Source organism: Candidatus Schekmanbacteria bacterium RIFCSPLOWO2_02_FULL_38_14 (assembly GCA_001790855.1).
GTDB lineage: Bacteria > Schekmanbacteria > GWA2-38-11 > GWA2-38-11 > GWA2-38-11 > 2-02-FULL-38-14-A.
In genome coordinates this window covers 132,343-156,198 of the sequence record MGDH01000011.1, presented here as the reverse complement: position 1 = coordinate 156,198, position 23,856 = coordinate 132,343, and the positions used below count along the sequence as shown (strand labels likewise).

General features: G+C 37.4%; 23 protein-coding genes. 15 read left to right on the top strand and 8 right to left on the bottom strand.

Going from position 1 to position 23,856, the window contains the following annotated elements; translation table 11 throughout:
• Positions 1–189 precede the first annotated feature (189 nt).
• Positions 190–1,734 (bottom strand): methylmalonyl-CoA carboxyltransferase, encoded by a 1,545-nt coding sequence (locus A3H37_03260; protein ID OGL50943.1) that lies wholly within the window; start codon positions 1,732–1,734, stop codon positions 190–192.
• 330 nt (positions 1,735–2,064) lie between these two features.
• Between A3H37_03260 and A3H37_03255 the strand changes: the two genes are divergently transcribed.
• The 3 genes from A3H37_03255 to A3H37_03245 all read left to right on the top strand — a co-directional run bounded on the left by A3H37_03255 (position 2,065) and on the right by A3H37_03245 (position 4,601).
• Entirely contained in the window at positions 2,065–3,732 is a 1,668-nt protein-coding gene (locus tag A3H37_03255; GenBank protein OGL50843.1) for an acetolactate synthase, large subunit, biosynthetic type, read from the top strand.
• Positions 3,733–3,743: 11 nt separating this feature from the next.
• On the top strand, positions 3,744–4,232 hold the full coding sequence (locus A3H37_03250) for an acetolactate synthase small subunit (GenBank protein ID OGL50842.1): 489 nt from the start codon (positions 3,744–3,746) through the stop codon (positions 4,230–4,232).
• Positions 4,233–4,370: 138 nt separating this feature from the next.
• Complete coding sequence (locus tag A3H37_03245; protein ID OGL50841.1) at positions 4,371–4,601, top strand: hypothetical protein; 231 nt, start codon at positions 4,371–4,373, stop codon at positions 4,599–4,601.
• 5 nt (positions 4,602–4,606) lie between these two features.
• Here the strand turns inward: A3H37_03245 and A3H37_03240 are convergent, their stop codons facing one another.
• From A3H37_03240 to A3H37_03210, 7 genes are all read right to left on the bottom strand, one after another.
• Positions 4,607–5,149, bottom strand: coding sequence for a hypothetical protein (locus A3H37_03240; GenBank protein ID OGL50840.1), 543 nt, complete (start codon positions 5,147–5,149; stop codon positions 4,607–4,609).
• A gap of 180 nt (positions 5,150–5,329) precedes the next feature.
• Positions 5,330–6,673 (bottom strand): hypothetical protein, encoded by a 1,344-nt coding sequence (locus A3H37_03235; GenBank protein ID OGL50839.1) that lies wholly within the window; start codon positions 6,671–6,673, stop codon positions 5,330–5,332.
• 235 nt (positions 6,674–6,908) lie between these two features.
• Complete coding sequence (locus tag A3H37_03230; GenBank protein ID OGL50838.1) at positions 6,909–7,139, bottom strand: hypothetical protein; 231 nt, start codon at positions 7,137–7,139, stop codon at positions 6,909–6,911.
• A complete protein-coding gene (locus A3H37_03225; GenBank protein ID OGL50837.1) occupies positions 7,136–7,489 on the bottom strand; it encodes a two-component system response regulator in 354 nt (117 codons plus the stop codon). The genes A3H37_03230 and A3H37_03225 overlap by 4 nt, the downstream gene beginning before the upstream one ends.
• Before the next feature lie 76 nt (positions 7,490–7,565).
• On the bottom strand, positions 7,566–10,007 hold the full coding sequence (locus A3H37_03220; GenBank protein OGL50836.1) for a hypothetical protein: 2,442 nt from the start codon (positions 10,005–10,007) through the stop codon (positions 7,566–7,568).
• 17 nt (positions 10,008–10,024) lie between these two features.
• Entirely contained in the window at positions 10,025–11,050 is a 1,026-nt protein-coding gene (locus A3H37_03215) for a galactose-1-phosphate uridylyltransferase (protein ID OGL50835.1), read from the bottom strand.
• Positions 11,051–11,080: 30 nt separating this feature from the next.
• Positions 11,081–11,527, bottom strand: coding sequence for a hypothetical protein (locus tag A3H37_03210; GenBank protein OGL50834.1), 447 nt, complete (start codon positions 11,525–11,527; stop codon positions 11,081–11,083).
• Between the two features lie 295 nt (positions 11,528–11,822).
• Between A3H37_03210 and A3H37_03205 the strand changes: the two genes are divergently transcribed.
• The 12 genes from A3H37_03205 (at position 11,823) to A3H37_03150 (ending at position 23,763) form a co-directional block, all read left to right on the top strand.
• Positions 11,823–12,809, top strand: a complete 987-nt coding sequence (locus A3H37_03205) for a hypothetical protein (protein OGL50833.1) — start codon at positions 11,823–11,825, stop codon at positions 12,807–12,809.
• The gene (locus A3H37_03200) at positions 12,809–13,450 is read left to right on the top strand and encodes a hypothetical protein (GenBank protein OGL50832.1); all 642 of its coding nucleotides are present in this window, start codon (positions 12,809–12,811) and stop codon (positions 13,448–13,450) included. Before A3H37_03205 ends, A3H37_03200 begins: the two co-directional genes overlap by 1 nt.
• A gap of 217 nt (positions 13,451–13,667) precedes the next feature.
• Complete coding sequence (locus tag A3H37_03195) at positions 13,668–14,873, top strand: acetylornithine aminotransferase (GenBank protein OGL50831.1); 1,206 nt, start codon at positions 13,668–13,670, stop codon at positions 14,871–14,873.
• Positions 14,874–14,881: 8 nt separating this feature from the next.
• A complete protein-coding gene (locus A3H37_03190; protein OGL50830.1) occupies positions 14,882–15,805 on the top strand; it encodes an ornithine carbamoyltransferase in 924 nt (307 codons plus the stop codon).
• A gap of 79 nt (positions 15,806–15,884) precedes the next feature.
• Complete coding sequence (locus A3H37_03185) at positions 15,885–17,099, top strand: argininosuccinate synthase (GenBank protein OGL50829.1); 1,215 nt, start codon at positions 15,885–15,887, stop codon at positions 17,097–17,099.
• A 78-nt stretch (positions 17,100–17,177) separates the two neighbouring features.
• The gene (locus A3H37_03180; GenBank protein OGL50828.1) at positions 17,178–18,572 is read left to right on the top strand and encodes an argininosuccinate lyase; all 1,395 of its coding nucleotides are present in this window, start codon (positions 17,178–17,180) and stop codon (positions 18,570–18,572) included.
• A gap of 2 nt (positions 18,573–18,574) precedes the next feature.
• Complete coding sequence (locus A3H37_03175; protein ID OGL50827.1) at positions 18,575–19,606, top strand: hypothetical protein; 1,032 nt, start codon at positions 18,575–18,577, stop codon at positions 19,604–19,606.
• A gap of 8 nt (positions 19,607–19,614) precedes the next feature.
• Complete coding sequence (locus A3H37_03170) at positions 19,615–20,868, top strand: diaminopimelate decarboxylase (GenBank protein ID OGL50826.1); 1,254 nt, start codon at positions 19,615–19,617, stop codon at positions 20,866–20,868.
• A 20-nt stretch (positions 20,869–20,888) separates the two neighbouring features.
• Positions 20,889–21,731 carry a diaminopimelate epimerase gene (locus A3H37_03165; GenBank protein OGL50825.1) on the top strand — a complete coding sequence of 281 codons (843 nt, stop codon included), beginning with the start codon at positions 20,889–20,891 and terminating at the stop codon, positions 21,729–21,731.
• A 166-nt stretch (positions 21,732–21,897) separates the two neighbouring features.
• Positions 21,898–22,770 (top strand): 4-hydroxy-tetrahydrodipicolinate synthase, encoded by an 873-nt coding sequence (locus A3H37_03160; GenBank protein OGL50824.1) that lies wholly within the window; start codon positions 21,898–21,900, stop codon positions 22,768–22,770.
• A gap of 13 nt (positions 22,771–22,783) precedes the next feature.
• On the top strand, positions 22,784–22,987 hold the full coding sequence (locus A3H37_03155; protein OGL50823.1) for a hypothetical protein: 204 nt from the start codon (positions 22,784–22,786) through the stop codon (positions 22,985–22,987).
• On the top strand, positions 22,969–23,763 hold the full coding sequence (locus tag A3H37_03150) for a 4-hydroxy-tetrahydrodipicolinate reductase (GenBank protein ID OGL50822.1): 795 nt from the start codon (positions 22,969–22,971) through the stop codon (positions 23,761–23,763). Before A3H37_03155 ends, A3H37_03150 begins: the two co-directional genes overlap by 19 nt.
• The last annotated feature ends 93 nt before the right edge of the window (positions 23,764–23,856 follow it).

Genomic DNA, 23,856 nt, shown 5'->3' with positions numbered 1-23,856 from the left:
TTGCGAGGAGCGTTTAGCGACAAAGCAATCTCACTTTTTAGCTATCAGCTAAAGCTGTCAGCTTTTTAATGAGATTGCTTCGCTTCGCTCGCAATGACAATAATCCAAGTTTTTCAACAAACTCTTGATTTGTCATTTTACATTCTACTCTGACATTTTAACTTTTTATTTTTAATTTTTAATCTTCCCCTAATACGGTTCATTGCTGTGCTTTTTTGCAGGAATAGAGTCTACTTTTGTTTCAAGCATCATCAGTGCTTGAATCAGTTTCTTGCGCGTATCTTTTGGTTCTATTATTTCATCGATGTATCCAAGTTCAGCAGCAACATATGGGTTTGCAAATTTTTGTCTGTATTCTTCAACAAGCTCTTCTTTGCGCTTGATAGGGTCTTTGGCTTTTGCAAGTTCTTTTCTGAATATGATATTTACTGCTCCGTCAGGGCCCATTACTGCTATTTCTGCTGTTGGATATGCAAAGCTTATATCGCCATGAATATGCTTGCTTGACATAACATCATAAGCGCCACCGTATGCCTTGCGTGTTATGACAGTTATTTTTGGAACAGTGGCTTCGCAGTATGCATATAAAAGTTTTGCCCCGTGTTTTATTATTCCTCCATATTCCTGAGTCGTTCCCGGAAGAAAACCCGGAACATCTTCAAATGTTACAATAGGTATATTAAAACAATCGCAGAATCTGATGAACCTTCCTCCCTTCAGAGAAGCATCTATGTCGAGTGTTCCTGCAAGGAATGCAGGCTGGTTTGCAATAATGCCAATGCTCCTGCCATTTAACCTGGCAAAGCCAACAATGATATTTTTTGCGTAGTGTGAATGAACCTCAAAAAAATAGTGATTATCAATAACTGTTTCAATCAACTCTTTCATATCATAGGGCTTGTTCGGGTTTTCTGGAACAAGGGATTGCAGTTTATCATCCTCCCTTTCAGGATCATCGGTGCATTCAATCAAGGGAGGGTCTTCCCTATAATTTGATGGAAGAAAACTTAGGAGTTCTCTAATCATTGAAAGTGTTTCTTCTTCGTTTGCGCAGGCAAAGTGGGCAACACCGCTTTTTGAATTATGTGTCATTGCTCCACCAAGTTCCTCCTTGGTAACAACTTCGTGGGTTACTGTCTTTATTACATCAGGTCCTGTTATGAACATATAGCTTGTTTTTTTTACCATAAAAATGAAGTCAGTGAGGGCAGGTGAGTAAACGGCTCCTCCTGCGCAGGGACCCATTATTGCTGATATCTGGGGAATCACTCCTGAGGCAAGAACGTTTCTTGAAAAAATTTCTGCGTAACCGCCAAGGCTTATAACTCCTTCCTGAATCCTTGCTCCTCCTGAATCGTTCAGTCCTATTACAGGAGCTCCGGTTTTCATTGCCATATCCATTATTTTACATATCTTCCTTGCATATGTTTCACTAAGAGAGCCGCCGAAAACAGTGAAATCCTGTGAAAAGACATAAACAAGTCTTCCATCAATTCTTCCGTATCCGGTTACAACGCCGTCTCCATAGATCTTCTGCTTGTCCATTCCAAAATCGTAACAGCGGTGAACCACGAATTTATCAAGCTCAACAAAACTTCCTTCGTCAAGCAGGAGATTGATTCTTTCTCTTGCTGTAAGTTTTCCTTCCGCATGCTGTTTTTCAATTTTTTCAGAACCTCCTCCAAGTTCAGCAAGTTTGTTTTTTTTACGAAGTTCCTCAAGCATTTTTTCAATGGACATTATGGCTTCTCCCTTTGCATTTTGACGTTTGATTGAACCATTTATTCATGCCAATTTCTTCTCTAAAGCGATTGTTAAATATTATAAGAAACTGCTGTTGTCAAGATTTTTGTTCCTTTTTAAAAAGAGAGAAAAATCTTTGATTTCAAAAAATTAATTGACTAAGTATGTGGATTTAATTAAGATTTCTAAAATAAGCTGACACTTATCAGATTTCAGCTGATGAAAGAAGGAGAAAACAACTGGACAAAAATAGTCCGTCTGTCTATAAGGCGGGGTTTTCTAACCCCATATTTTCTAAACTAATCACAGGAGATGAGTTTTTTGAAAAGAAAAGGATCTCAGGTTATTATTGATACCCTTTTGAAACAGGGAGTTGATACTGTATTTGGATATCCTGGAGGGCAGAACATCCCGATTTATGATGCTCTTTATGGTGTAAAGGATATAACCCATATTCTAACGAGGCATGAACAGGGGGCGATTCATGCAGCTGACGGATATGCAAGGGCAACAGGTAAAGTCGGAGTGGTTTTTGCCACATCAGGTCCTGGCGCTACAAATCTGGTTACTGGTCTTGCAAATGCAAATATGGATTCTGTTCCTTTGGTTGCTGTTACAGGGCAAGTTCCAACCAGCATGATCGGAAATGACAGTTTTCAGGAGGCAGACATTTATGGAATAAGTGTCCCTATAACAAAATATAATTATCTTGTTAAAGATGTAACAAAGCTTGAAAGAGTCTTGGTAGAGGCTTTTCACATTGCAAAAAGCGGAAGAACTGGACCTGTTCTTGTTGATGTCCCAAGGGATATTCAGACATCAGAAGTTGTTTCGGATAAATCCCTGGAACTTCGTCTTCCAAGCTACCAACCAAGCATCAAAGGTCATGCAAAACAAATTATAGAGGCAACAAAAGCCATAGAATCTGCTGAGAAGCCAGTTATCTATGCAGGGGGAGGCGTTCTTTCATCTGGTGCAAGCGAAGAGCTTTTCAGCCTTGCTGAAACTGGCTCCATCCCCGTTGCAATGACTTTGATGGGGCTCGGGTCTTTTCCTGGAACGCATTCTCTTTCTCTTGGGATGCTTGGGATGCATGGGACAAAATATGCAAACATCGCTGTCGCAGAAGCTGATGTGCTGATTGCAATAGGTACAAGGTTTTCAGACAGGGTTACAGGAAAACCGGAACACTTTGCTGTCAATGCAAAAATTATTCACATTGATATTGACCCTGCAGAAATAGGAAAAATTAAAAAATGCCACATTCCTATTGTTGGTAACTGCAAAATGGTTTTGAAAGTGATACTTGAAAAGCTTAAGCCAAATAAAAGAGAAAAATGGGTTGCAAAATTGAATGAGCTTAAAAAAGAATTTCCAATGGCATACAGTGATTCTGACAAAGTTATCAAACCACAGTATATTATTGAGCAAATCTACGAAGCGACAAAAGGCAATGCAATCATCACTACTGATGTTGGCCAGCATCAGATGTGGACAGCCCAGTATTATAAATTTGAAAACCCGAGAACTCTGATTACTTCAGGCGGATTGGGGACAATGGGATTTGGATTTCCAGCAGCAATCGGAGCAAAAATAGGGTGTCCAAAAAAGACTGTAGTCAACATAACCGGAGATGGAAGCTTTCAGATGACTATTCAGGAAATTGCAACTGCTGTTCAGTATAAGATTCCAATCAAAGTTGCAATTCTTAACAATGGCTATCTTGGAATGGTAAGACAGTGGCAGGAACTGTTTTATGGCGGAAGATATTCTGAGACAGATTTAGGAGTAAGCCCTGATTTTGTAAAAATTGCTGAAGGGTACAGGGCAAAAGGGATACTTGTCCAAAGAAAAGAAGATGTAAAATCTGCAATTGCCAAAGCGCTCGAGATGGAAGAACCTGTTATCATGGATTTCAGGGTTGACAGAGAAGAAAATGTGATGCCGATGATTCCTCCGGGCGGGACTGTTAAAAATGTTTTAGGTTAGGGAGCTTTATTATGGAAGAAAAACATACTCTTTCAATACTTGTGAGAAACCATCCTGGTGTTCTTTCCCATATTGCAGGGCTTTTTGCTAGAAGGGCATATAACATTGAAAGCATAGCTGCAGGAGTTACAGAAAAGCCTGATGTGACTAGAATTACGATTGTGGTTACAGGAGATGAGGATGTACTTGAACAGGTCATCAAGCAGCTCAGAAAATTAATTGATGTGATTAAAGTTGTTGATTTGAAATATTCTGATTCAATAACCAGGGAGCTTGCAATAATAACTGTTAATTGCAACAATGAAACCAGGGGAGAGATAATTGAGATAAGCGATGTGTTTAACAGCACTGTTGTGGATTTATCTGAAAGTACCGTTACAATTCAGGTAACAGGAAATGACAGGCAGATTAAGGGTATTATAAAGCTTCTTTCAAGGTTTGGAATAGAAGAAATGGCAAGAACAGGAGTTATCGCTTTGCCATATAAGAGTGTGAGGTAGTGAAAAATGATTACACTGCTTAACATAGCTACAAACAAAATTAATTGACAAGAATTTTGCAAGAATAAGATAAAAAAGTTCAGTAGATTTGGACCTTAGATTTTTGATTTTACAGCGATTATAAAAGGAGAAAAGACAATGAAAGAGCTAATTCAAATTATTGTTCAGAAACTTGTGGACAAGCCGGAGGAGGTAAACATAAGCATTACTGAAAGCGAATCTACTGCAATAATTGAGATTTCAGTTGCTAAGGATGAACTGGGGCTGGTAATAGGAAAAAAAGGTAGAATAATAAACAGCATAAGGAATATTATGAATGCTGTTGGGAGAAAAAACAGGAAAAAGGTAATTGTTGGGATTAAAGAGTAGATTTTTTAAATAAAATCAGGTTTGCTTTTTGTTAAGTAGGGTAGAAACAGAGGGGATAAATCAGTTAGTTTTTTGATATCAGATTGAGTAAAGTCAGGTCCTGCCTGCTGAGGGGTATCACCTTTCCTGCTTATCTGAATAACCCCTAATGCTTTGCTTTCAGATAGTAAAGGATAAGTAAGCATTTTCTGGATCGCTTTTGGCTTGTCTTCAGATGTCTTCACCTGTTCATAGATGCTCAGGTGTTTTATGTTTGAAAGATTATTTTGAATATCAGGCTTAAGAGTAGTAATTACCCTGGTAGACACACTTTCTCTTTTTGAAATTGGAAAAGTAGCTCCGCTTTTAAAGAGTTTTTTTGGAGCAACAAATCTTAAAAACTTTCCATTTGATGTAATAAGCAGTATTCCAACCTCGCCGGAATTGACATTAAAATACTTTGATAAGAAATCAACAACAACGTCTATTGTATCTTCAAATACTTTTGCCTTGTTTTCCAGAGTAATCTGCGATGCAATGCTTTTTATTTTTTCTGTAAATTCTTCCATTGAACCTGTTAGTTATAATTTTAAAAAATTATATAGAAATTTTTAGTTATGTCAATGATAAAATTAGAAATAGAAAATCAATCAGATAAGATTTGTTATTTCAAGTTACAGGCTCAGAGTTGATTAAAAATTGTAAAATAAGTGACGGAAATTTCCAGAATTTCAAACTTGAAACTATCTTCAGGTAAGCTGATCTTTTAATTCTTCAATTACTCTGAAAAGAATCGGGTCCTTTATCCTGCCCTCTTCTACTTTTTTTACTGAATGGATTACTGTTGTATGGTCTTTATTCCCGAACTTTCTGCCTATTTGCTGAAGGGAATCATTAGTAAGGTTTTTTGAAAGATACATTGCTATTTGGCGTGGAATCACAAGTTCACGCCTTCTTGATTTTGATTTCAAATCATTTACCCTGGTGTTATATTTTTCAGCAACAACCTTTTGAATTTCATCAATTGTGACCATCTTATCCTTAGGCTTAATTTGTCCCTTAAGAACTTCTTCCACAAGGCTGAAGGAAATCGGTGTTTCTGCGAGCTGGGCAAAAGCGCTTACTTTTTTCAATGCACCCTCAAGATCTCTCACACTTGGTCCTAAATTGTTAGCCATATACATTGCAACTTCATCTGAAATATTAATTTTCCAAAGTTCTGCTTTCTTTTTCATTATTGCAATTTTGGTTTCAAGTTCGGGTTCCTGAATGTCTACCATAAGTCCCCATTCAAATCTCGATCTCAGCCTTTCTTCCAAGTTTGAAATTTCTCTTGGTGGACGGTCAGATGTCATAACTATCTGTTTGTTGAAATTATAAAGGTCATTAAATGTAAAAAAGAACTCTTCCATGCTCTTTGTTTTGCCACCAATAAATTGAATGTCGTCTATTAGCAATATATCAGATCTTCTGTACCTCTTTCTGAATTCTTCCATTTTGTTAAACCTTATTGATGCTACCAGGTCGTTCACAAAATTTTCAGTTGACAGGTAATAAATACTAAGATTTGAATTAAGAGAAAAGGCTTTGTTGCCAATAGCGTGAATGAGGTGAGTTTTTCCTAAGCCTGTACCTCCGTAAATAAAAAGAGGATTATATCTTTTCCCTGGTTGTTCTGAAACGGACAATGTAGCAGCGTTTGCTAACTGGTTTGAGGAACCGACAACAAAATTTCCAAATGTGTAATTCGGATTAAGGCACTGTGGATAGGTTCCAAGATGCGATGATATCCTGTTTGGTTCAATCTTGGAGGTTTTCTGTGCTTCTGTGGAAATATCTTTGCCATTTAATGAAGATACAAATTCTATTTTCAGAGATGGATTGTTTGTAATTTTCCATACAGTATCCTCAATCAGATTCATGTGGTTTTCTTTAAGCCATGATTCAAAATAACTGTTTGGAATCTCTACCTGAAGCACATTTTGTTCAGGGCTGTAGTTTAACTGAGTAGTAGGTTTAAACCACGTATTAAAACATTGCTGATTGACCTGAGCTGAAATAAGAGTTAAAGTTTCTTTCCATATATCTTCCATAATAATTGCCTTTATAAAATAAAATAATAACTATTAAGTATTTTTGAAGGCCTATGAAGGCCTAATAAAAAATCATGTGAGGAAAAATTAAGATAATTTTTCTAACTGAACACATAATAAAAAGATAAAATAAATTTGCAAGCTTTTTTTAGAAAATAATTTTATCTGTTTGATTTAATAAAAATTTATTAAGATTTCAAAGCCTGAAGGTGAGATTTCAAAAAGATATTATTTGCTAAAATGAATTTAGCAAAGAAACCAAACCAATGCCTGTGATAAAAAAAAAGATAATAAAACCAAAATAGAAAATCAGGAAGAGGGGTTCTTCTCTAAAAAGATTGGAAATTTCATTTAAAGACTGCTTAATGCCACAGCAGTTTGAGTTTATTAGGACAAGCCTAATATATTTGATTAAAAAATAAGAACAGATTGAAACGCTTATTGCAAGAATCACAAGATACTTCATTTTTTAAGGAATTCTTTTATCTTGTTTTTAAGTTCTGCAAGGTCTGAAGATTTAACGATGTAAGCCTCTGAAGCCCAGACAGCAAAATCCTGTTTATAATCATCATAGGCTGTACACATCAGTACGGGAAGCTCTCTCTTTTTTTCTTTGACTTTTCTTAGGAATTCTATTCCGTTCATGCCCGGAAGGCGTATATCGAGCGTTATTAAATCAGGGTTATATGTTTCCAGAAGTTTCAAAGCCTCCTCTGCGGTTGTTGCTGTCATTACATCATATCCTTCTTCTTTCAATTCAATCTCGTAGAGCAGCCTAATGTTTTCTTCATCATCTACAACTAATATTTTTGGCATAATGCTTCCTCCTTTATTGGGTCATCAGTTTTTATTTTATATATTAAAAAAGTACAACTCAAAACTAAAGACTTTTTTATTCCTTCTGTGCCTGAACATTATCCTCAGACCTAAGAGGCAGATTAAGCTCAAAGGTCGCACCTTTCCCGATGTCATTTCTTATTTCTATGTGACCACCATGTTTTTCAATGATTTTTCTTGTCAAAGCAAGACCGAGTCCTGTTCCTGTATTTTTTGTAGTAAAAAATGGATTAAAAATGTTGCCAAGTACATTTAAAGGTATTCCTCCTCCAGTATCTGTTATTTCAACTGAAATAGAATTATTATCGCTTTTAAGATAGCTTTTAATTTCAAGTGTGCCATTATTACCAATGGCTTCAATGGAATTTGTTATAAGGTTTATCAAAACCTGTTTTATCTGCTGAAAATCAAATAAAAACTGAGGGATATCTTTGCCCAACAAAAAAATTACTTTAATATTTTTCTCCTTAAATTCAACATCAAAGAAAAGGAGTATATCTTCTATTGTGTCATTAATATTATTTTTTGACAGAAGAAGTTGGCTTTCTCGTGAAAAACCAAGAACATCCTGAAGAATCAATTCAAGCCTTTTTACTTCTCTTATAATAATATCCAGATATTTTCCTTCAGGCTGATTACTGTTAAACTTCTGATGAAGCCTTCTTGCAAAACCTCCAATAGATACAAGAGGATTTCTTATTTCATGGGCAACTCCTGCTGCCATTTCTCCTAGCGCAGCAAGTTTTTCAGATTCTACAAGCCTTTCCTGGGTTTTTTTTAGTTCTTCATTTGTTTCTTCCAAATACGAATAAAGTCTTGCGCTTTCAATTGCAAGACCTGCCTGGTTTGCAAACATAACAAGAAAATTCAAATCGCTCTGTGTGATAGGGTTTTTATTGAAAATATTATCAACAAGAAGCACCCCTAAAACCTTATCTCCCGCAAGAAGCGGAACTGAGGCTAAATGGTCTGTGTTAAGTTTTGATAAAAGCTTTTTGTCGACTCTTGTGTCTTCCCACGCATTGGTTATGTTGAATGGTTTTTTTTCAAGAACTGTTTTTGAAAGAATACCTGTTTCAGTAGAGATTGGAACACGCAAAGACTTTCCTATCTCATTTATTTTTGAACGTGCAAGCTCTTCCATTGGCTTTTTTTCAAGCAGGGTTTCAGTTAGGGATTTCTTTTCTTTGCTTATCTCTGACCATATCCTTCCTGCTTCCTCAGCATTTGCAGGACCAACTCCCATCATTCCCTGAAGAAGATTGGTTTTTTCATTTACCATCAGAAGAAAAGCACGGTTAAACCCAAGTCCATCCCCGATTGTTACTGCCGTTAGAATCATGTAGAGACGTCTGTTGAGGTTTTGTGTGGACCTCATTGCATTTGAAATTTCGTGAAGAATCGATAATTCGCGGACTTTAAGCTCATTTTCTTTACCAAATATTTGCATGTTCTCGTAATATGATGCCCTTTCAACTGCTATTGCAGCCTGGCTTGCAAGGGTTGATAAAAGGTTCTGGTCCCTTAATACAAAGACCAAACTTCCCTCAAAACTTTCATCCTTTATTTTATCAAGCAGGCTGATTGTGCCAATTGGATTGCCTTTTGCTATCAACGGAACGCTAAGGATTGAAGAAAAGGGAAGATTGCGGCTTGTTGGCGTAAATCTTGTTTCCGTTTTTATATCATGAACTATTAAAGGAATTCCTTCCTTTGCAACGATTCCTGCTACACTCTGGCCAAGCGTTAGAGCAGGATTGGTTTTTACATAATCATCAAAACCGGAAAAGGCTTTAATTTCCAATTTATTTGTATCTCTGTTATGAAGTCTTAAAAAACATCCGCGGGAAGGAATTAGTTCCAATGAAGTTTTAACAATAAGATTAAGAAGTGTTTCCAGAGAAGAAGCAGAATTCATGGCTTTTCCGATTTCATTAATTTTTTTCAGTTCTGAAAGGCTCTGGTTTGCTTCATAGACGATTTTTGCATTTCTTATAATTCCTGAAACCTGATTTGCTATAGATTCAAGAAATTCAATAAGTCCTGGTTCAAACATAAATTCTTTTTTTAAAAGAAGTTCTATTACTCCGAGACAACTTTCTCCATCAAGAATTGGAATTGAGATTGATGCTATTATGTTTTCAAACAGGTCTTTAAATTTGCTTAAATCTTTTGAAAGCAGTTTCGAGAGGCTTTCAGAGAAAATAGCTGATTTATCGTTTGAAGATTTTGTTTTTTTGTACTTTGCGGCTTCCCCTGTAATTCCCTGTCCTAACTGAAACTGAATTTTGTCAACAAATTCAATTGGCAGGCCGTTAGTTGCCCTGAGGATTAATAAGCTTGCTGATTCATCAAGAAGATAAATTGAGCAGATATCTAGATTGAATTCATCTTTAATAAGGTCAGCAATCCGAAATAACCTTGTTTTGATGTCAGGCTTGGAGTTGGCAATCTTTATTATCTGATGGAGAATTCTTGCCTGTATTTTATCAATCAATTGGATATTCATATCATTCAGGTAGCAATGAGTCGTGGTTCAACTGTTAAATCCTGTTCCCTCAAATACTTGGCAGATTGCTCCGGGGGCATAGGATTAATATAAAACCCTGTTCCCCATTCAAACCCGGCAACTTTGGTAAGCTTTGGCATTATTTCTATATGCGAATGGAATGATTCGCTGTCACTGTCGTGAAATGGAGAACTGTGAACTACAAAATTATATGCAGGAAAATTCAGAACTCTGTCAATCCGTTTTAACACGTTCTGTAATATTATGCTTAAAGAATTAATTTCACTGTCATTAAAATTTTCAAAAGAGGCTTTGTGGATTTTTGGCATTATCCATGTTTCAAAAGGAAAACGTGGAGCAAAAGGACAGATGGCAATGAAGTAGTCTGTTTCTTCAATTATCCTGGCTTCTCTTTCAATTTCCTGCCTTATCATGTCGCAGAATATGCAACGCTCCTTGTATTCAAAATACTTTTGAGAACCATAAAGTTCTTCAAGTACTCTTTTTGGCACAATTGGAAGGGCTATGAGCTGGGAATGGGGGTGTTCTAAAGAAGCGCCTGCATCTTCTCCATTATTTTTGAAAATCATTGCATATCTGAATCTTTTATCTTTTTTAAGGTCAACCAACCTTTCTTTGTAAGCATAGAGGACATTTCTGACTCCTGAAGCAGGCATACTTGCAAGTGTCAGTTCGTGGTTTGGAGTTTCTATGATAACTTCATGAGCTCCAATGCCTCCCATCTTGTCGTATATTCCATCACCTGCCCTGTTAATGGATCCTTCTGCCATAAGTGCAGGAAACTTGTTGGAAACAACTCTTATATTCCATCCAGGTCCGTTTGGCGAAGTTCCGTTGTCACGGTAAGCCAATATTTCAGGTGGTGTTTTGTCTTCATTCCCGGAACAAAAAGGGCAAAACCCTCCTTTTTTGTTTTCAGGCTTTGTAACAAAATCATTAGGTCTTTTAGCTCGTTCTGTAGAGATGATTACCCATCGCCCGACAATAGGGTCTTTTCTTAACTCAGGCATTTAACTCTCCAAACAAGTAACTAATGTTTTTTAATTTTTTAAGTTGAATACTTTTCCATTTAAATGACAGATATCGTTGAAGAGAACAACTCTTGGAGAACAATTGTTAAAAACAACTTCGGTTATTGATGTATTATCAATATGCATTTTCCACATATGATTCAAGTCCAGATTCAAGATATGACAGACAAAAGCATTTATTGTTCCGGCGTGGGATACAACAAGAGTTTTTTTATTATCATCAACCCTCACAGGAAGTTCAAGGTGTTTTGAAATTATACTGGCAGTTTCAAAAGCCCGTTTAAGCGGACTGGAGAAAATCGCATCAAAATTTTCATTTTTATTTTTTACGTGCTTGCTTAAAAGCTCAAACTGGGATATTCCTTTTTGAGTCAGGCTAGAGTCAAGATTCCCCTGAATTTTTTTCTGGGAATCTAAGACAGACTCTCCATGCCTGATTAATGTTAATTTCTGCAAAAGGACACCGGTTAAATAAAACAGAAAATTTGGCGAGCTTTTAAATATTCGCCAGATTTTTTACCTCCAAAACAGTTAAAAATTAGCATAAGCGCGTCATATGTCAAGGAGTATTTTTTGAAACGAAAAAGCGTTAATGGTCAAATTTCAAAAGGCTTTTATACGTTTGAACTTGATTTGAAATTATGGCTTTGATATTTGAGGTTAACAATTTATAGGGTTCTGAGATTCTATAGTATGAGGGGTATAGAGAAACTTAAAGATTACTAATGAACTTCTGGCAGAGGGTAAATTTATGCTACTCAAATTAATTGAAGAAATAAGAAATTTTGAGGGAATTAAAAGGAAAAGCCATATTAAAATTGCAATGGATATTCTAAAGAATGTCCAGGACTTCGGGAAAGTAGTGGTTGGTATTGGTGATGATGCAGCAGTTCTGAAAAGTAATGGCGGCTACCTCCTTTTTTCAGCAGATGGAGTTCTGCCTGCACTTGTCAGAGAAGAACCGTATGCTGCCGGAAAGGCGTCTGTAATGGTTAATGTTAATGATATATATGCAATGGGAGGGAGACCTGTTGCAATGGTCAATGTAGTAGCTTCTAAGAACATTGAAAGAATAAGTGAAATATTAAAAGGAATTGCAAAAGGATGTGAGAAATTCAGAGTGCCTATGGTAGGAGGACATCTCCATCCGGACGCAGAAGAGGACTCCCTTGTTGTTTCGATAGTTGGAACTGCAAAAAGACTTCTTTTAAGCAGTAATGCAAAGCCCGGAGATAAACTGATTTTTGCTGTTGACTTAAAAGGAAGGGTAGGGTGCAAAACGGTAAGGAGCTGGGATTCAACTTCATGCAAATCTTCAGAAGATGTTGTGCAACGGCTTGAAATATTGTGTGATATATCAGAAGAAAAACTGTGTGAAGCAGCTAAGGATGTAAGCATGGGAGGGGTGCTTGGAACAATTGCTATGCTTCTTGAGAGTTCAGGAGTTGGAGGAGATATTTTTCTTGATGATATTCCGAAACCGGCAGAATTAACGATTAATGAATGGCTGAAAGCATTTATGAGTTACGGGTTTATTTTAAGTGTTAATTGCAATAATACTGAGAAGGTTTTGAATAAATTTCAAGAGAAAGAGATAACAGCAAGTATTATAGGTGAAGTAAAAGAGGGTAAGGTTGTAGAAATGGTATGTGGGGAGGAAAGAGAGGTTCTTTTTGATTTCAATAAAGAGGGAATTACAGGCTCTTTTAGAGATGGTCAAAGTTTTAGGATAGGGTAATGAGTTTAGATAATTTATTTTCTTTCATAATTCAGAACGAAAACATCTTAGGTTACAGCATACTTTTTATTAGCTCCGTTATTGAATATGTATTCCCTCCATTTCCAGGAGATACAGTCACACTTTTTGGTGCTTTTCTGGTAGCTGCCCGGGGATGGAATTTTTTCTGGGTATTTTCAGCTGCAACTCTCGGAAGCGTTGCTGGTTCATCAATAGATTATATGCTTGGTTACAGAATAAAGAGATGGAGGGAAGGGAAGATAGACCCTGAAAATCATATTTCCCGGAAAGGAAGCAAGCTTTTAACAAAGGAAAGATTTGATTTCATTAAAGAGAAAATTGACAGCTATGGGCCCGCATACATCATACTCAATCGTTTTATGCCTGGAATAAGGGCATTTTTTTTTCTTGCTGCTGGTCTTGCTGAAATGAATTTTTTAAGCGTAATGTTCTATAATCTAATAAGCGTTATTTTATGGAACCTCGGCATAATTTATATTGGGATTTTAATTGGAGCAAACTGGTCAAGGCTGCTTGTAATCTTTAAGACCTATTCTCAGGTAGTAAGTGCTTTGATTGTTATTGTGGTTATTTTTATTCTTGCGAGATTTTTTATCAAAAAGAAGATGGGAAAAAAATGAAAAGGGCAGACGCAATGCCTGCCCTTCTGTTAACGGAAATGCTTTGTCTCTTATTGCAAGCTGCTTGATATCTGCGTGACATTCCCTGATCTTCTGTCAAGAACGTAGCATCCTCATTAAAAACTTTTATTTTTGCAAATATATAAATACTTTTTCCCTTGCTAAAATACTCTTCATGATGTAAAAAAAATTCTCATTTTGAATTTAACTGGTAATTATGAAAAGAGAAGAATATATAGAGTTTTCTGATAGGTTTTTAATGAACACCTATTCCCGCACTCCTCTGGTTTTTGAAAGAGGGGAGGGTGTCTATCTCTGGGATTTTAATGGCAGGAAATACCTTGATTTTGTAAGCGGCCTTTCGGTTAATAGCTTGGGGTATTGCCATTCTAAGATAGTTAAAGAAATAAAAGAACAGTCTGAGAAACTGCTCCATGTATCAAATCTCTATTATATAGCTTCTCAGTCAGAGCTTGGGAAAAAGATTGTTGAATTATCAATTGATGGAAAGGCATTTTTCTGCAACAGCGGCGCTGAGGCAAACGAGGCTGCAATAAAACTTACAAGAAAATATTCAAAGGAAAAATACAAAAAAGATGACCGGTATGAAATAATCACAATGGAAAAATCTTTTCATGGCAGAACAATAACAACAATTACTGCAACAGGGCAGGAAAAATATCAGAAGGGGTTTGAGCCGCTTTCTCAGGGCTTCAAATATGTTCCTTTTAATAATATAAAGGCTCTTAAAGATGCAATTACAGAAAGGACCTGTGCTGTGATGGTTGAGCCAATTCAGGGTGAAGGAGGAGTAAATATTGCTGATGAACAATACATAAGAAACCTTCGCAAGTTGTGCGATGAAAAAGGACTGTTGCTCGTATTTGATGAAGTTCAGACAGGAGTTGGAAGAACAGGGAAACTATTTGCTTTTCAGCATTATGGAATAGAGCCTGATATATTTACTCTTGCAAAGGGACTTGGAGGAGGAGTTCCAATTGGTGCAATGGTTGCAAAAAAGAACATTGCAGATTTTTTTACACCAGGTTCTCATGCCTCTACTTTTGGAGGGAATCCTTTTGTATGCTCAGTTTCATTGGCAGTACTTGAAACTATTGAAGATGAAAGGGTTTTGGAAAATTGTGAGAAATCCGGAAAATATCTGGTTGAAAAGTTGAATAACTTTGCGGAAGAGTTCAAGTTTATAAAAGAGGTAAGGGGTAAAGGGCTTCTTGTAGGAATGGAGCTTACAGTAGAAGGAAAAGATTTCGTAAGTAGCTGCATCGAAAAGGGGTTGCTGATTAACTGTACAATGAATAATGTTTTACGGTTTTTACCTCCATTGATAGTAAAAGAAAAAGAAGTAGATGAAGCAATGGAGATTTTCGGAAAGGTGCTGAAAGAAATTTCTATTAGGATTTGAATACACAGATGAAAAAAAGAGACTTAATAGGAATCTACTGCTTAACTCCAGATGAAATAAGAATGCTTCTTGACAGAGCCAGGATATTAAAGGATTGGCTCAAGAAGAATAAACACCACAAGCCATTAGAGGATAAGACTCTTGGAATGATATTTCACAAACCTTCTACGAGGACAAGGGTTACCTTTGAAGTTGGCATGTATCAGTTAGGTGGCCAGGCAGTTTTTTTAAGTGGCGGAGAAATCCAGCTTGGAAGAGGGGAAACTGTTTCAGATACAGCAATGGTTCTTTCGAGATATTTAAATGGAGTTGTGATAAGGACATATAAGCAAAACGATATTGAAGAATTTGCTAAAAAGGCAACAATACCTGTAATTAACGGACTGACTGATTCTTCCCATCCGTGCCAAGTGCTTTCAGATATTTTTACACTTGAAGAAAAGCTTGGTAGCGTTAGAGGGATTAAGATTGCCTACGTGGGCGATGGAAACAATGTTGCCAATTCTTGGATATTTGGAGCTTTGAAAACAGGAATTAACCTCACAATTGCAACTCCAGAAAAATACAGCATTGATTTGGATGTTCTTAAAACAGCAGAGGAGATATCAAAGAGTTCAGAAGGAAGTTTTAAAATCCTTACAGATCCAAATGAAGCTGTGAGGAAAGCTGATGTTGTATATACAGACGTGTGGACAAGCATGGGAAAAGAGAATGAAAACAATGAGAGGAAAAAATATTTCACTGCTTATCAGGTAAACCATGAACTTTTAAAACACGCATCAAGGGATGTACTTGTAATGCACTGCCTGCCTGCTCACAGGGATGAAGAGATAAGCTCAGAAGTTATGGATAGCAGGAATTCAATTGTCTTTGACCAGGCAGAAAACAGACTGCACCTGCAAAAGGCAATTCTTGAGTGGCTTATGGGATGATTTAAAATTAGGATTTAATTTTGTTCTTATTTAGTATTTAATTATACTTATAATTCAATAGAAGAAGGGAGATTTTTTGATGAGAAAGGTTAAGAAAGTTGTACTTGCGTACTCAGGGGGGCTTGATACTTCAGTTATTCTCCGCTGGCTGATTGAGACTTATGAATGTGAAGTGATAGCATTCTGCGCCGACCTTGGTCAGGGAGAAGAACTTAAAAAGATAAAAGAAAAGGCAATAAAAACAGGAGCAAGCAAGGTTTATGTAGAGGATTTAAAAGAGGAATTTGCAAGGAATTTTGTCTTTCCGATTTTCAGAGGGAATGCACTTTATGAGGGAAAATATCTTCTTGGAACATCAATAGCCCGTCCGTTGATAGCAAAAAAGCAGATTGAAATTGCAAAAAAAGAGAAAGCCGATTCAGTTTCCCATGGCGCTACTGGAAAAGGAAATGACCAGGTGAGGTTTGAGCTTGCATACCATGCCCTGTATCCCGGAATCAAGGTTGTTGCTCCTTGGAGAGAATGGGAACTTAACTCAAGAAAAGCTCTTGTTGCGTATGCAAAGAGATTTGGAATTCCGGTGCCTGTTAGCGTGGAACGACCATATTCAAGTGACAGGAATATGCTTCATATAAGTTTTGAAGGGGGGATTTTGGAGGATCCATGGCGCGAGCCTCCTGAGGATATGTATCTACTTACAAGGTCGCCGCAAAAAGCCCCTGATAAACCGACTTATATTGAAATAGATTTCGAGAAAGGAAATGCAGTTGCTGTAAATGGAAAAAGATTAAGCTCTGCAAAGCTTTTAGAGAAGCTTAATTCAATAGGCGGGATTAACGGAGTTGGCAGGGTTGACCTGGTAGAAAACAGGTATGTTGGAATGAAATCAAGGGGGGTATATGAAACACCTGGAGGAACAATCCTGCACATTGCCCACAGGGGAATTGAGTCAATTACAATGGACAGAGAAATAATGTATATCAGGGATTCTCTCATTCCAGATTATTCAAGACTGGTATACTTTGGTTATTGGTTTTCTCCTGAAAGAGAGTTACTGCAAAAGATGATTGATGAAACCCAGAAATATGTAACAGGAAGAGTAAGGCTTAAAATCTACAAGGGGAATTGTGATGTGGTTGGAAGAAAATCCCCGCAGACTCTTTACAGACACGACTTTGTGACTTTTGAAGAAGACAGTGTATATAATCAGGCAGATGCAACAGGTTTCATAAATCTTAATGCTTTAAGGCTTAAAATTAATGCAATTTCAAACAGGAAGGGGTTTTTGAAATAAATTGTGATTACTCGGATTAAAGAATGATTACACGGATTATTTTGATTTTTTAATCTGTGTAATGATTCTCAAAATAATATGGCAAACAAAAAAGCAAAATTATGGGGGGGAAGGTTTACTGAATCCACTTCAAAAGCAGTGGAGAAATTTACATGTTCTTTGCATTTTGACAAACGGCTTTACAAATATGATATAGAAGGAAGCATTGCCCACTGCTTGATGCTTGCAAAATGCAAAATCATTAAAAAGAGTGAAGCAGACAGGATAATAAAAGGGTTAGGTGAGATTTTAAAAGAGATTGAGGGAGGTAAATTTCCTTTCAGGGAAAATCTTGAAGATATTCACATGAACATAGAAAAGAGACTGATTGAAAAAACAGGCAGTGTTGGGGGAAAACTCCATACGGCAAGAAGCAGAAATGACCAAATAGCCCTTGATGTAAGGCTGTTTTTAAGGGAGGAGATAAAACGGACAGAAATAGCATTAAAAGAACTCCAGAGAGCAATTGTTGAACTTGCTGAAAAGAATCTTGGCTGCATAATGCCTGGATACACACATCTTCAGCAGGCGCAGCCGGTTCTTCTTTCTCATCATTTAATGGCATATTATGAAATGCTTTCAAGGGATATGGAAAGGTTAACATTCTGTTACAAGCAGACAGATACTCTTCCTTTGGGGGCAGGGGCTTTAGCCGGCACTTCTCTGCCAATAGACAGGAAATATGTTGCGAAGGTTTTAAAATTTTCAAAAGTTACAAAAAACAGTCTTGATACTGTGAGCGACAGGGATTTTATTCTGGATTACCTTTCCTTTTCTTCTATATTAATGATGCATCTGAGCAGACTGTGCGAGGAATTGATTTTATGGTCTTCAGCAGAGTTTTGTTTCATAGAGATATCAGATGCTTTTTGCACAGGAAGCAGTATGATGCCTCAGAAGAAAAATCCTGATATTCCTGAACTTGTCAGGGGGAAAACAGGAAGGGTCTACGGAAATCTTATGGCAATGCTTACGATAATGAAATCTCTTCCGCTTTCTTATAACCGTGACCTTCAGGAAGATAAGGAAGCTCTTTTTGATTCAGTTGACACAGCAGGAAATTCTTTGCTGTTGTTAAAGGAGCTGATGTCAAACTTAAAAGTGAATGAAGAGAAAATTAAAGAATCTTTCTCTGCGGGGTTTCTTACTGCTACTGACTTATCAGATTATCTTGTGAATAAAGGGATTCCTTTCAGGGAATCACACGAGACAATAGGAAGACTTGTAAGATACTGCATCGATAAGGGAAAGACATTCAATGACCTTACTCTTTCAGAGTTTAAAAATTTTCATAAAGGATTTGATGAAGATGTGTCAGAATTTGCAAGGGTTGAGTATTCTGTGAACAGCAAAAAATCTTACGGTGGTACAGCGGGAAAAAATGTTGCCGGAATGATAAAGGAGGCGAAGAAAAAATTAAAAAATATTTTGTAATCTTGCCTGTTCTGGTTCTGATGTTTTGTGTCTTCTCTGGGTGCGGCAAAAAGGGTCTACCTGCTGTTCCCCAAGAAGCAGAGCCGCTTCAGATTAAAGAGATAAATGTTCTGGCTCAGGAGGGAGTGGTAAGTCTTAGCTGGAAGATGCCAAAAAGAAAGGATGAGAACCAGGCAGTGGCTGAGCTAAAGGAGTTTAAAGTCTACAGACTTTCTGGAGATGAAGAGAAGGAAGCTGAAAAAAGAGAAGGTTTTAGCAGAATAGGAACTCTTCAAATCTACAGAAACGAGGACATTTTTCAGGAAATGAGGTTTGATGACAAAAGAAAACTTGAGAGAGATAAATGGTACCATTATATAGTGGCATGTTTTGACAGGGATGACAAGCTTTATGCAATCTCAGATACAGTTGATGTCTTTTTCTCGATTGAACCTGAGCCTCCAAGAAATTTAAAAGCTGAAATCAATGAGAATTACGTAGCGCTTCAATGGGAACCTCCTTCTGTTGATATTCAAGGGAAACCTGTTAAAAACATTGCCGGTTACAATGTTTACAGGAAGTCTCAAAAAAACAAAGTTTTCAGAGCAATTAATAATGGTCTTATTAAAAATGAAAAGTATACAGACATAGACATTGAACGGGATGAGGTCTATTCCTATTTTGTCAGAGTCGTTGACAATTATTATCCTCCCTGGCATGAAAGCGCTGATTCCAGTATTTTAGTTATTCAAAACAAAGATTTGATTCCGCCAGAGCCTCCGGGTAACTTAACTGTAATTGGAGGAATAGAGCGAATAAGCTTAACTTGGGATAAAAATGTCGAACCTGACCTTGCAGGATACAAAGTCTATCGAAGCACAACTCCAGGAGAGGGATATAAGCTTCTTAACCAAGAGATCATAAGGGAAGAGTTCTTTGATGATGTTTCAGTCAAGCGGGGAATTAAATATTTCTATGCTGTAACTGCAGTTGATGATTCAAAAAATTCCAATGAAAGCTCCTTTTCAAAAGAAGAGAGCAGCATAGCAGAGTGAGGTAAAAGATGCATTTATTCCAATACAAGAAAGAACAGCTTCTGTGTGAAGAGGTATCAGTAAAGAAGATTGCAGAGAAGGTTGGAACGCCATTTTATCTTTATAGTTTTAATACACTGGAAAAACATTTCAGAGTGTTTGATAACGCTTTTTCAGAAATCCCGCACATAACCTGTTACTCCCTCAAAGCCAATTCAAACCTTGCTGTGCTTTCACTCTTTTCAAAGCTTGGCGGGGGTGCTGATATAATGTCAGGCGGAGAACTGTACAGAGCATTGAAAGCAGGATTTGACCCTCAGAAAATCACATATGCAGGTCCTGGGAAAACAGAAGCTGAAATTGAGTATGCGCTTAAAAGCAATATTCTTATGTTCAATGTTGAATCTCCTCAGGAGGCAGAAAGCATAAACAGGGTTGCAGGAAGGCTTGGGAAAAAAGCAAGGATTGCTTTCAGGGTAAACCCTGATGTAGACCCAATAACTCATCCTTACATATCAACAGGACTTAAGGAAAACAAATTCGGGATTAACATAAAGAAGGCAATGGAAGAATTTAAAAAAGCAAGTTCTATGAAGAATCTTGATGTCGCTGGTGTACATGAGCACATTGGTTCCCAGATAACAAAGATAACACCATTCCTTGATGCAATTAAGAGAGTTAAAAATTTCATCATAAATTTGAGAAGAGAAGGAATAAATATCAGATATTTTGATATTGGAGGCGGACTCGGGATAACATACAAGGACGAAAAGCCGCCTCATCCGAAGGAACTTGCTAAAGCAATTATTCCGGTTCTTAAAGATCTTGGATGCACTGTTGTTTTTGAGCCCGGAAGGGTAATTGTCGGAAACGCGGGGATTCTTGTTTCAAGAGTATTGTATGTCAAAAAAAACGAGAACAAGACATTTGTGATTGTTGATGCAGGGATGAATGATTTAATCAGGCCAAGCTTGTACGGTTCTTATCAGGAGATTTTACCTGTTTCAAAAAGGAAGAGGGCAAAGAGCATTATTGTTGATATTGTTGGTCCTATCTGCGAATCAGGGGATTTTCTTGCTAAAAAGAGAAAGTTACAGGAACTAAAACAGGGAGACCTTGTTGCTGTTATGAGTGCAGGGGCTTATGGGTTTGCAATGTCATCAAATTATAACTCAAGGCGCAGGGTCGCTGAAGTGATTGTAAGAGGAAAAGAAGTTTATGTAACGAGGAAAAGGGAGAGCTATGAGGATTTAATTAGAGGGGAAAGTATACCAAGAATGTAGATAAATAGGATGGAACAATAATGAGGTCTTTACCGGTGAAAGAGATAAAGTTCACAAAAATGGTTGGAAGCGGGAATGATTTCATAATCATTGACAATAGAAAGAAGCTTTTAAGGATTAAAAACCTGAGACAATTCATTGGTAAAATATGCGCGAGAAGATTTTCAATTGGAGCAGACGGGATAATCTTTATTGAGAATTCATCAAAAGCTGATTTTAAATGGAGGTTTTATAATTCTGACGGTTCTGAAGCTGAAATGTGTGGCAATGGCGGAAGGTGTGCCGCAAGGTTTGCCTTCATTAATAAAATTGCAAGTAAAAACTTAAACTTTGAGACAGGTGCCGGGATTATAAGGGCAGATATCAAGGGAGAGAGAGTGAAAATTAGATTGACTCAGCCAAAGGGACTCAGGAGCGGAATAAAACTGAAAATCTCAGGAAAAGAAAGAGAAGTGAACTTCGTAAACTCAGGTGTTCCCCATGTCGTTCATTTTGTTGACAACCTTGACACTCTTAAGGTTGATGAAATTGGCAGAGAAATAAGGTATCATAAAAAATTCTCTCCTGCAGGCACAAATGTTAATTTCATAAAGATAGGGAAAGGAAGCTGCCTGAGAATAAGAACATATGAAAGAGGAGTAGAGGGAGAAACCCTTGCCTGCGGTACAGGGGCAGTAGCTTCTGCTCTTGTGTCGTCGTATCTCGGAAAAGTCAAATCACCTGTAACTGTCTATCCAAAAAGCGGGGAGAGTTTAAGAATATATTTTGATAAAGATAGAAATGATTTTTCAAATGTCTGTCTTGAAGGAGAAGCAAGGGTAGTTTGTAACGGAGTGATGCAAGAGGAGGCGTGGAAGTATTAATGAATAGGGGTCAAGGGCTAGAGGATTCGAGGGGTCAAGTGTAAGAAATTAAAAACTTAAAGTGCAAAGCGAATACCTAAGTCTTAGTTTTGCATTTTTATTTTTCACTTGAATCCTTGAACCCTCGACCCCTTGAATCCTTACTATTTATCAAAGGAGAAATGAAATGTTTTCCGGTTCAATGGTTGCAATTGTTACACCTTTTAAGAATGATAAGGTTGATGAGAAGAGTTTCAGAAAGCTCATTGATTTTCAGATTGAGAATAAGACCAGTGCAATAGTTCCATGTGGGACAACAGGAGAATCTGCGACCCTGTCATTTGACGAGCACCAGAGGGTTGTGGATGTTGCGATTGAAGCTGCAAGAAAAAAAGTGCCGGTAATTGCAGGCACAGGTTCAAATTCAACAAAAGAGGCAATAAGACTTACAAAGCATGCTCAAAAAGCAGGAGCTGACGGAGCACTTTTGATTTGTCCTTATTATAACAGGCCAACACAGGAAGGCTTGTACCAGCATTTTAAGGCAATTGCAGAGGATGTTGATATCCCGCTGATTCTCTACAACATCCCTTCAAGAACCGGAGTAAATATGCTGCCTGAAACTGTTGCAAGGCTTGCTGAGATAAAAAACATTGTTGGGATAAAAGAGGCTTCTGGTTCACTCACTCAAATGTCCGATGTAATTTCCCTGTGCGGTAAGGAATTTGACTTAATTTCAGGAGATGATAATCTTCTCCTTCCGATTCTTGCGATTGGTGGCAAGGGAGTAATATCTGTTGTTGCAAATGTTGCTCCGCTTGATGTTGCAAACCTGATTGAGGAGTTTGAAAAGGGGAATATGAAAGAGGCAAAGAGGTTTCACTACAGGCTTTCACCCCTTGTTTCTGCAATGTTTTACGAGACAAACCCTGTTCCTGTAAAGGCTGCACTTCATATGATGGGAATGACTACAGATGAAATAAGGCTACCGCTTTGTAAAATGAGCGAGGTGAACAGGAAAAAGCTGCAAAGCGTGATGAAAAAATTTCAGCTAATATAATTTTTGTTTTTATTTGAATATTTACATTGATGTCATTGCGAGGAGCAAAGCTTGCCTACCGCAGGCAGGCGACGAAGCAATCTCATTTGGTAGCTTGTCATCTTATCAGCATTTCGCTTTTGAAGGAGATTGCTTCGCTGACGCTCGCAATGACATGAGAAAGATTGTTGATGGGATAAAAGAATCAAGGAGTAAACTATGGTTAAAACAATCATAACAGGTGCCTGCGGAAGGATGGGGAAGATGATACGGGATGCTATCCTTGAAAGCGACGGGATTAAAGTTGTTGGAGGAACTGAAGTAAAAGGGCACAAGTGCATAGGAAAGGAAATTGAACCGGAAAAAGGTTATAAGATTAAAATATCAGATGATATCAGTGAAATAATAGATTCATGTGATGTGGTCATAGATTTCACTTTTCCCCAAGCAACAATTTCAAATCTTGAAGTTTGCAGAAAAAACAAAAAGGCAATAGTGATTGGAACGACAGGTTTGATAGCAGAACAGAAGAAAAAGATTTCAGAAGCAGCCAAATCAATTCCAATAGTTCTTTCCCCTAATATGAGCGTTGGCGTAAATCTTGTATTTGACCTGGTTAAGAAAATATCAAAAGTTCTTGGAGATGAATATGACATAGAAATTTATGAAGCCCACCACAGATTTAAGAAAGATGCTCCGAGCGGAACTGCTCTGAAAATTGCCGAGATAATCGCAGAAAGCCTTGGAAGAGACCTTGATAGAGATGGTGTTTACGGAAGGAAAGGGATTGTTGGTGAAAGGAAAAAGGAAGAGATAGGGATTCACAGCATCAGGGCTGGAGATATTGTAGGTGACCATACTGTTCTTTTTTCTGCTCATGGAGAAAGAATTGAAATAACCCACAGAGCCCATAGCAGAGAGACATTTGCAAGAGGTGCTGTAAGAGCTGCAAAGTTTGTTGCGAGCAAAAAAAACGGGCTATTTGATATGATAGGTGTGCTGGGGATTAAATAGAAGGGTGCATTCCCCAAATGCACCGAATATTACGGCACGGTTGGGAACCATGCCCTACATCTAACCATATCCTAAAGTAGGGTGCGTTTTCCA

Bases quoted from the DNA above. Each gene is read 5' to 3' on its own strand.
- A3H37_03250 (OGL50842.1), top strand. From the start codon at position 3,744: ATGGAAGAAAAACATACTCTTTCAATACTTGTGAGAAACCATCCTGGT.
- A3H37_03245 (OGL50841.1), top strand. From the start codon at position 4,371: ATGAAAGAGCTAATTCAAATTATTGTTCAGAAACTTGTGGACAAGCCG.
- A3H37_03240 (OGL50840.1), bottom strand. From the start codon at position 5,149: ATGGAAGAATTTACAGAAAAAATAAAAAGCATTGCATCGCAGATTACT.
- A3H37_03235 (OGL50839.1), bottom strand. From the start codon at position 6,673: ATGGAAGATATATGGAAAGAAACTTTAACTCTTATTTCAGCTCAGGTC.
- A3H37_03230 (OGL50838.1), bottom strand. From the start codon at position 7,139: ATGAAGTATCTTGTGATTCTTGCAATAAGCGTTTCAATCTGTTCTTAT.
- A3H37_03225 (OGL50837.1), bottom strand. From the start codon at position 7,489: ATGCCAAAAATATTAGTTGTAGATGATGAAGAAAACATTAGGCTGCTC.
- A3H37_03215 (OGL50835.1), bottom strand. From the start codon at position 11,050: ATGCCTGAGTTAAGAAAAGACCCTATTGTCGGGCGATGGGTAATCATC.
- A3H37_03205 (OGL50833.1), top strand. From the start codon at position 11,823: ATGCTACTCAAATTAATTGAAGAAATAAGAAATTTTGAGGGAATTAAA.
- A3H37_03200 (OGL50832.1), top strand. From the start codon at position 12,809: ATGAGTTTAGATAATTTATTTTCTTTCATAATTCAGAACGAAAACATC.
- A3H37_03195 (OGL50831.1), top strand. From the start codon at position 13,668: ATGAAAAGAGAAGAATATATAGAGTTTTCTGATAGGTTTTTAATGAAC.
- A3H37_03190 (OGL50830.1), top strand. From the start codon at position 14,882: ATGAAAAAAAGAGACTTAATAGGAATCTACTGCTTAACTCCAGATGAA.
- A3H37_03185 (OGL50829.1), top strand. From the start codon at position 15,885: ATGAGAAAGGTTAAGAAAGTTGTACTTGCGTACTCAGGGGGGCTTGAT.
- A3H37_03180 (OGL50828.1), top strand. From the start codon at position 17,178: ATGGCAAACAAAAAAGCAAAATTATGGGGGGGAAGGTTTACTGAATCC.
- A3H37_03170 (OGL50826.1), top strand. From the start codon at position 19,615: ATGCATTTATTCCAATACAAGAAAGAACAGCTTCTGTGTGAAGAGGTA.
- A3H37_03165 (OGL50825.1), top strand. From the start codon at position 20,889: ATGAGGTCTTTACCGGTGAAAGAGATAAAGTTCACAAAAATGGTTGGA.
- A3H37_03160 (OGL50824.1), top strand. From the start codon at position 21,898: ATGTTTTCCGGTTCAATGGTTGCAATTGTTACACCTTTTAAGAATGAT.
- A3H37_03150 (OGL50822.1), top strand. From the start codon at position 22,969: ATGGTTAAAACAATCATAACAGGTGCCTGCGGAAGGATGGGGAAGATG.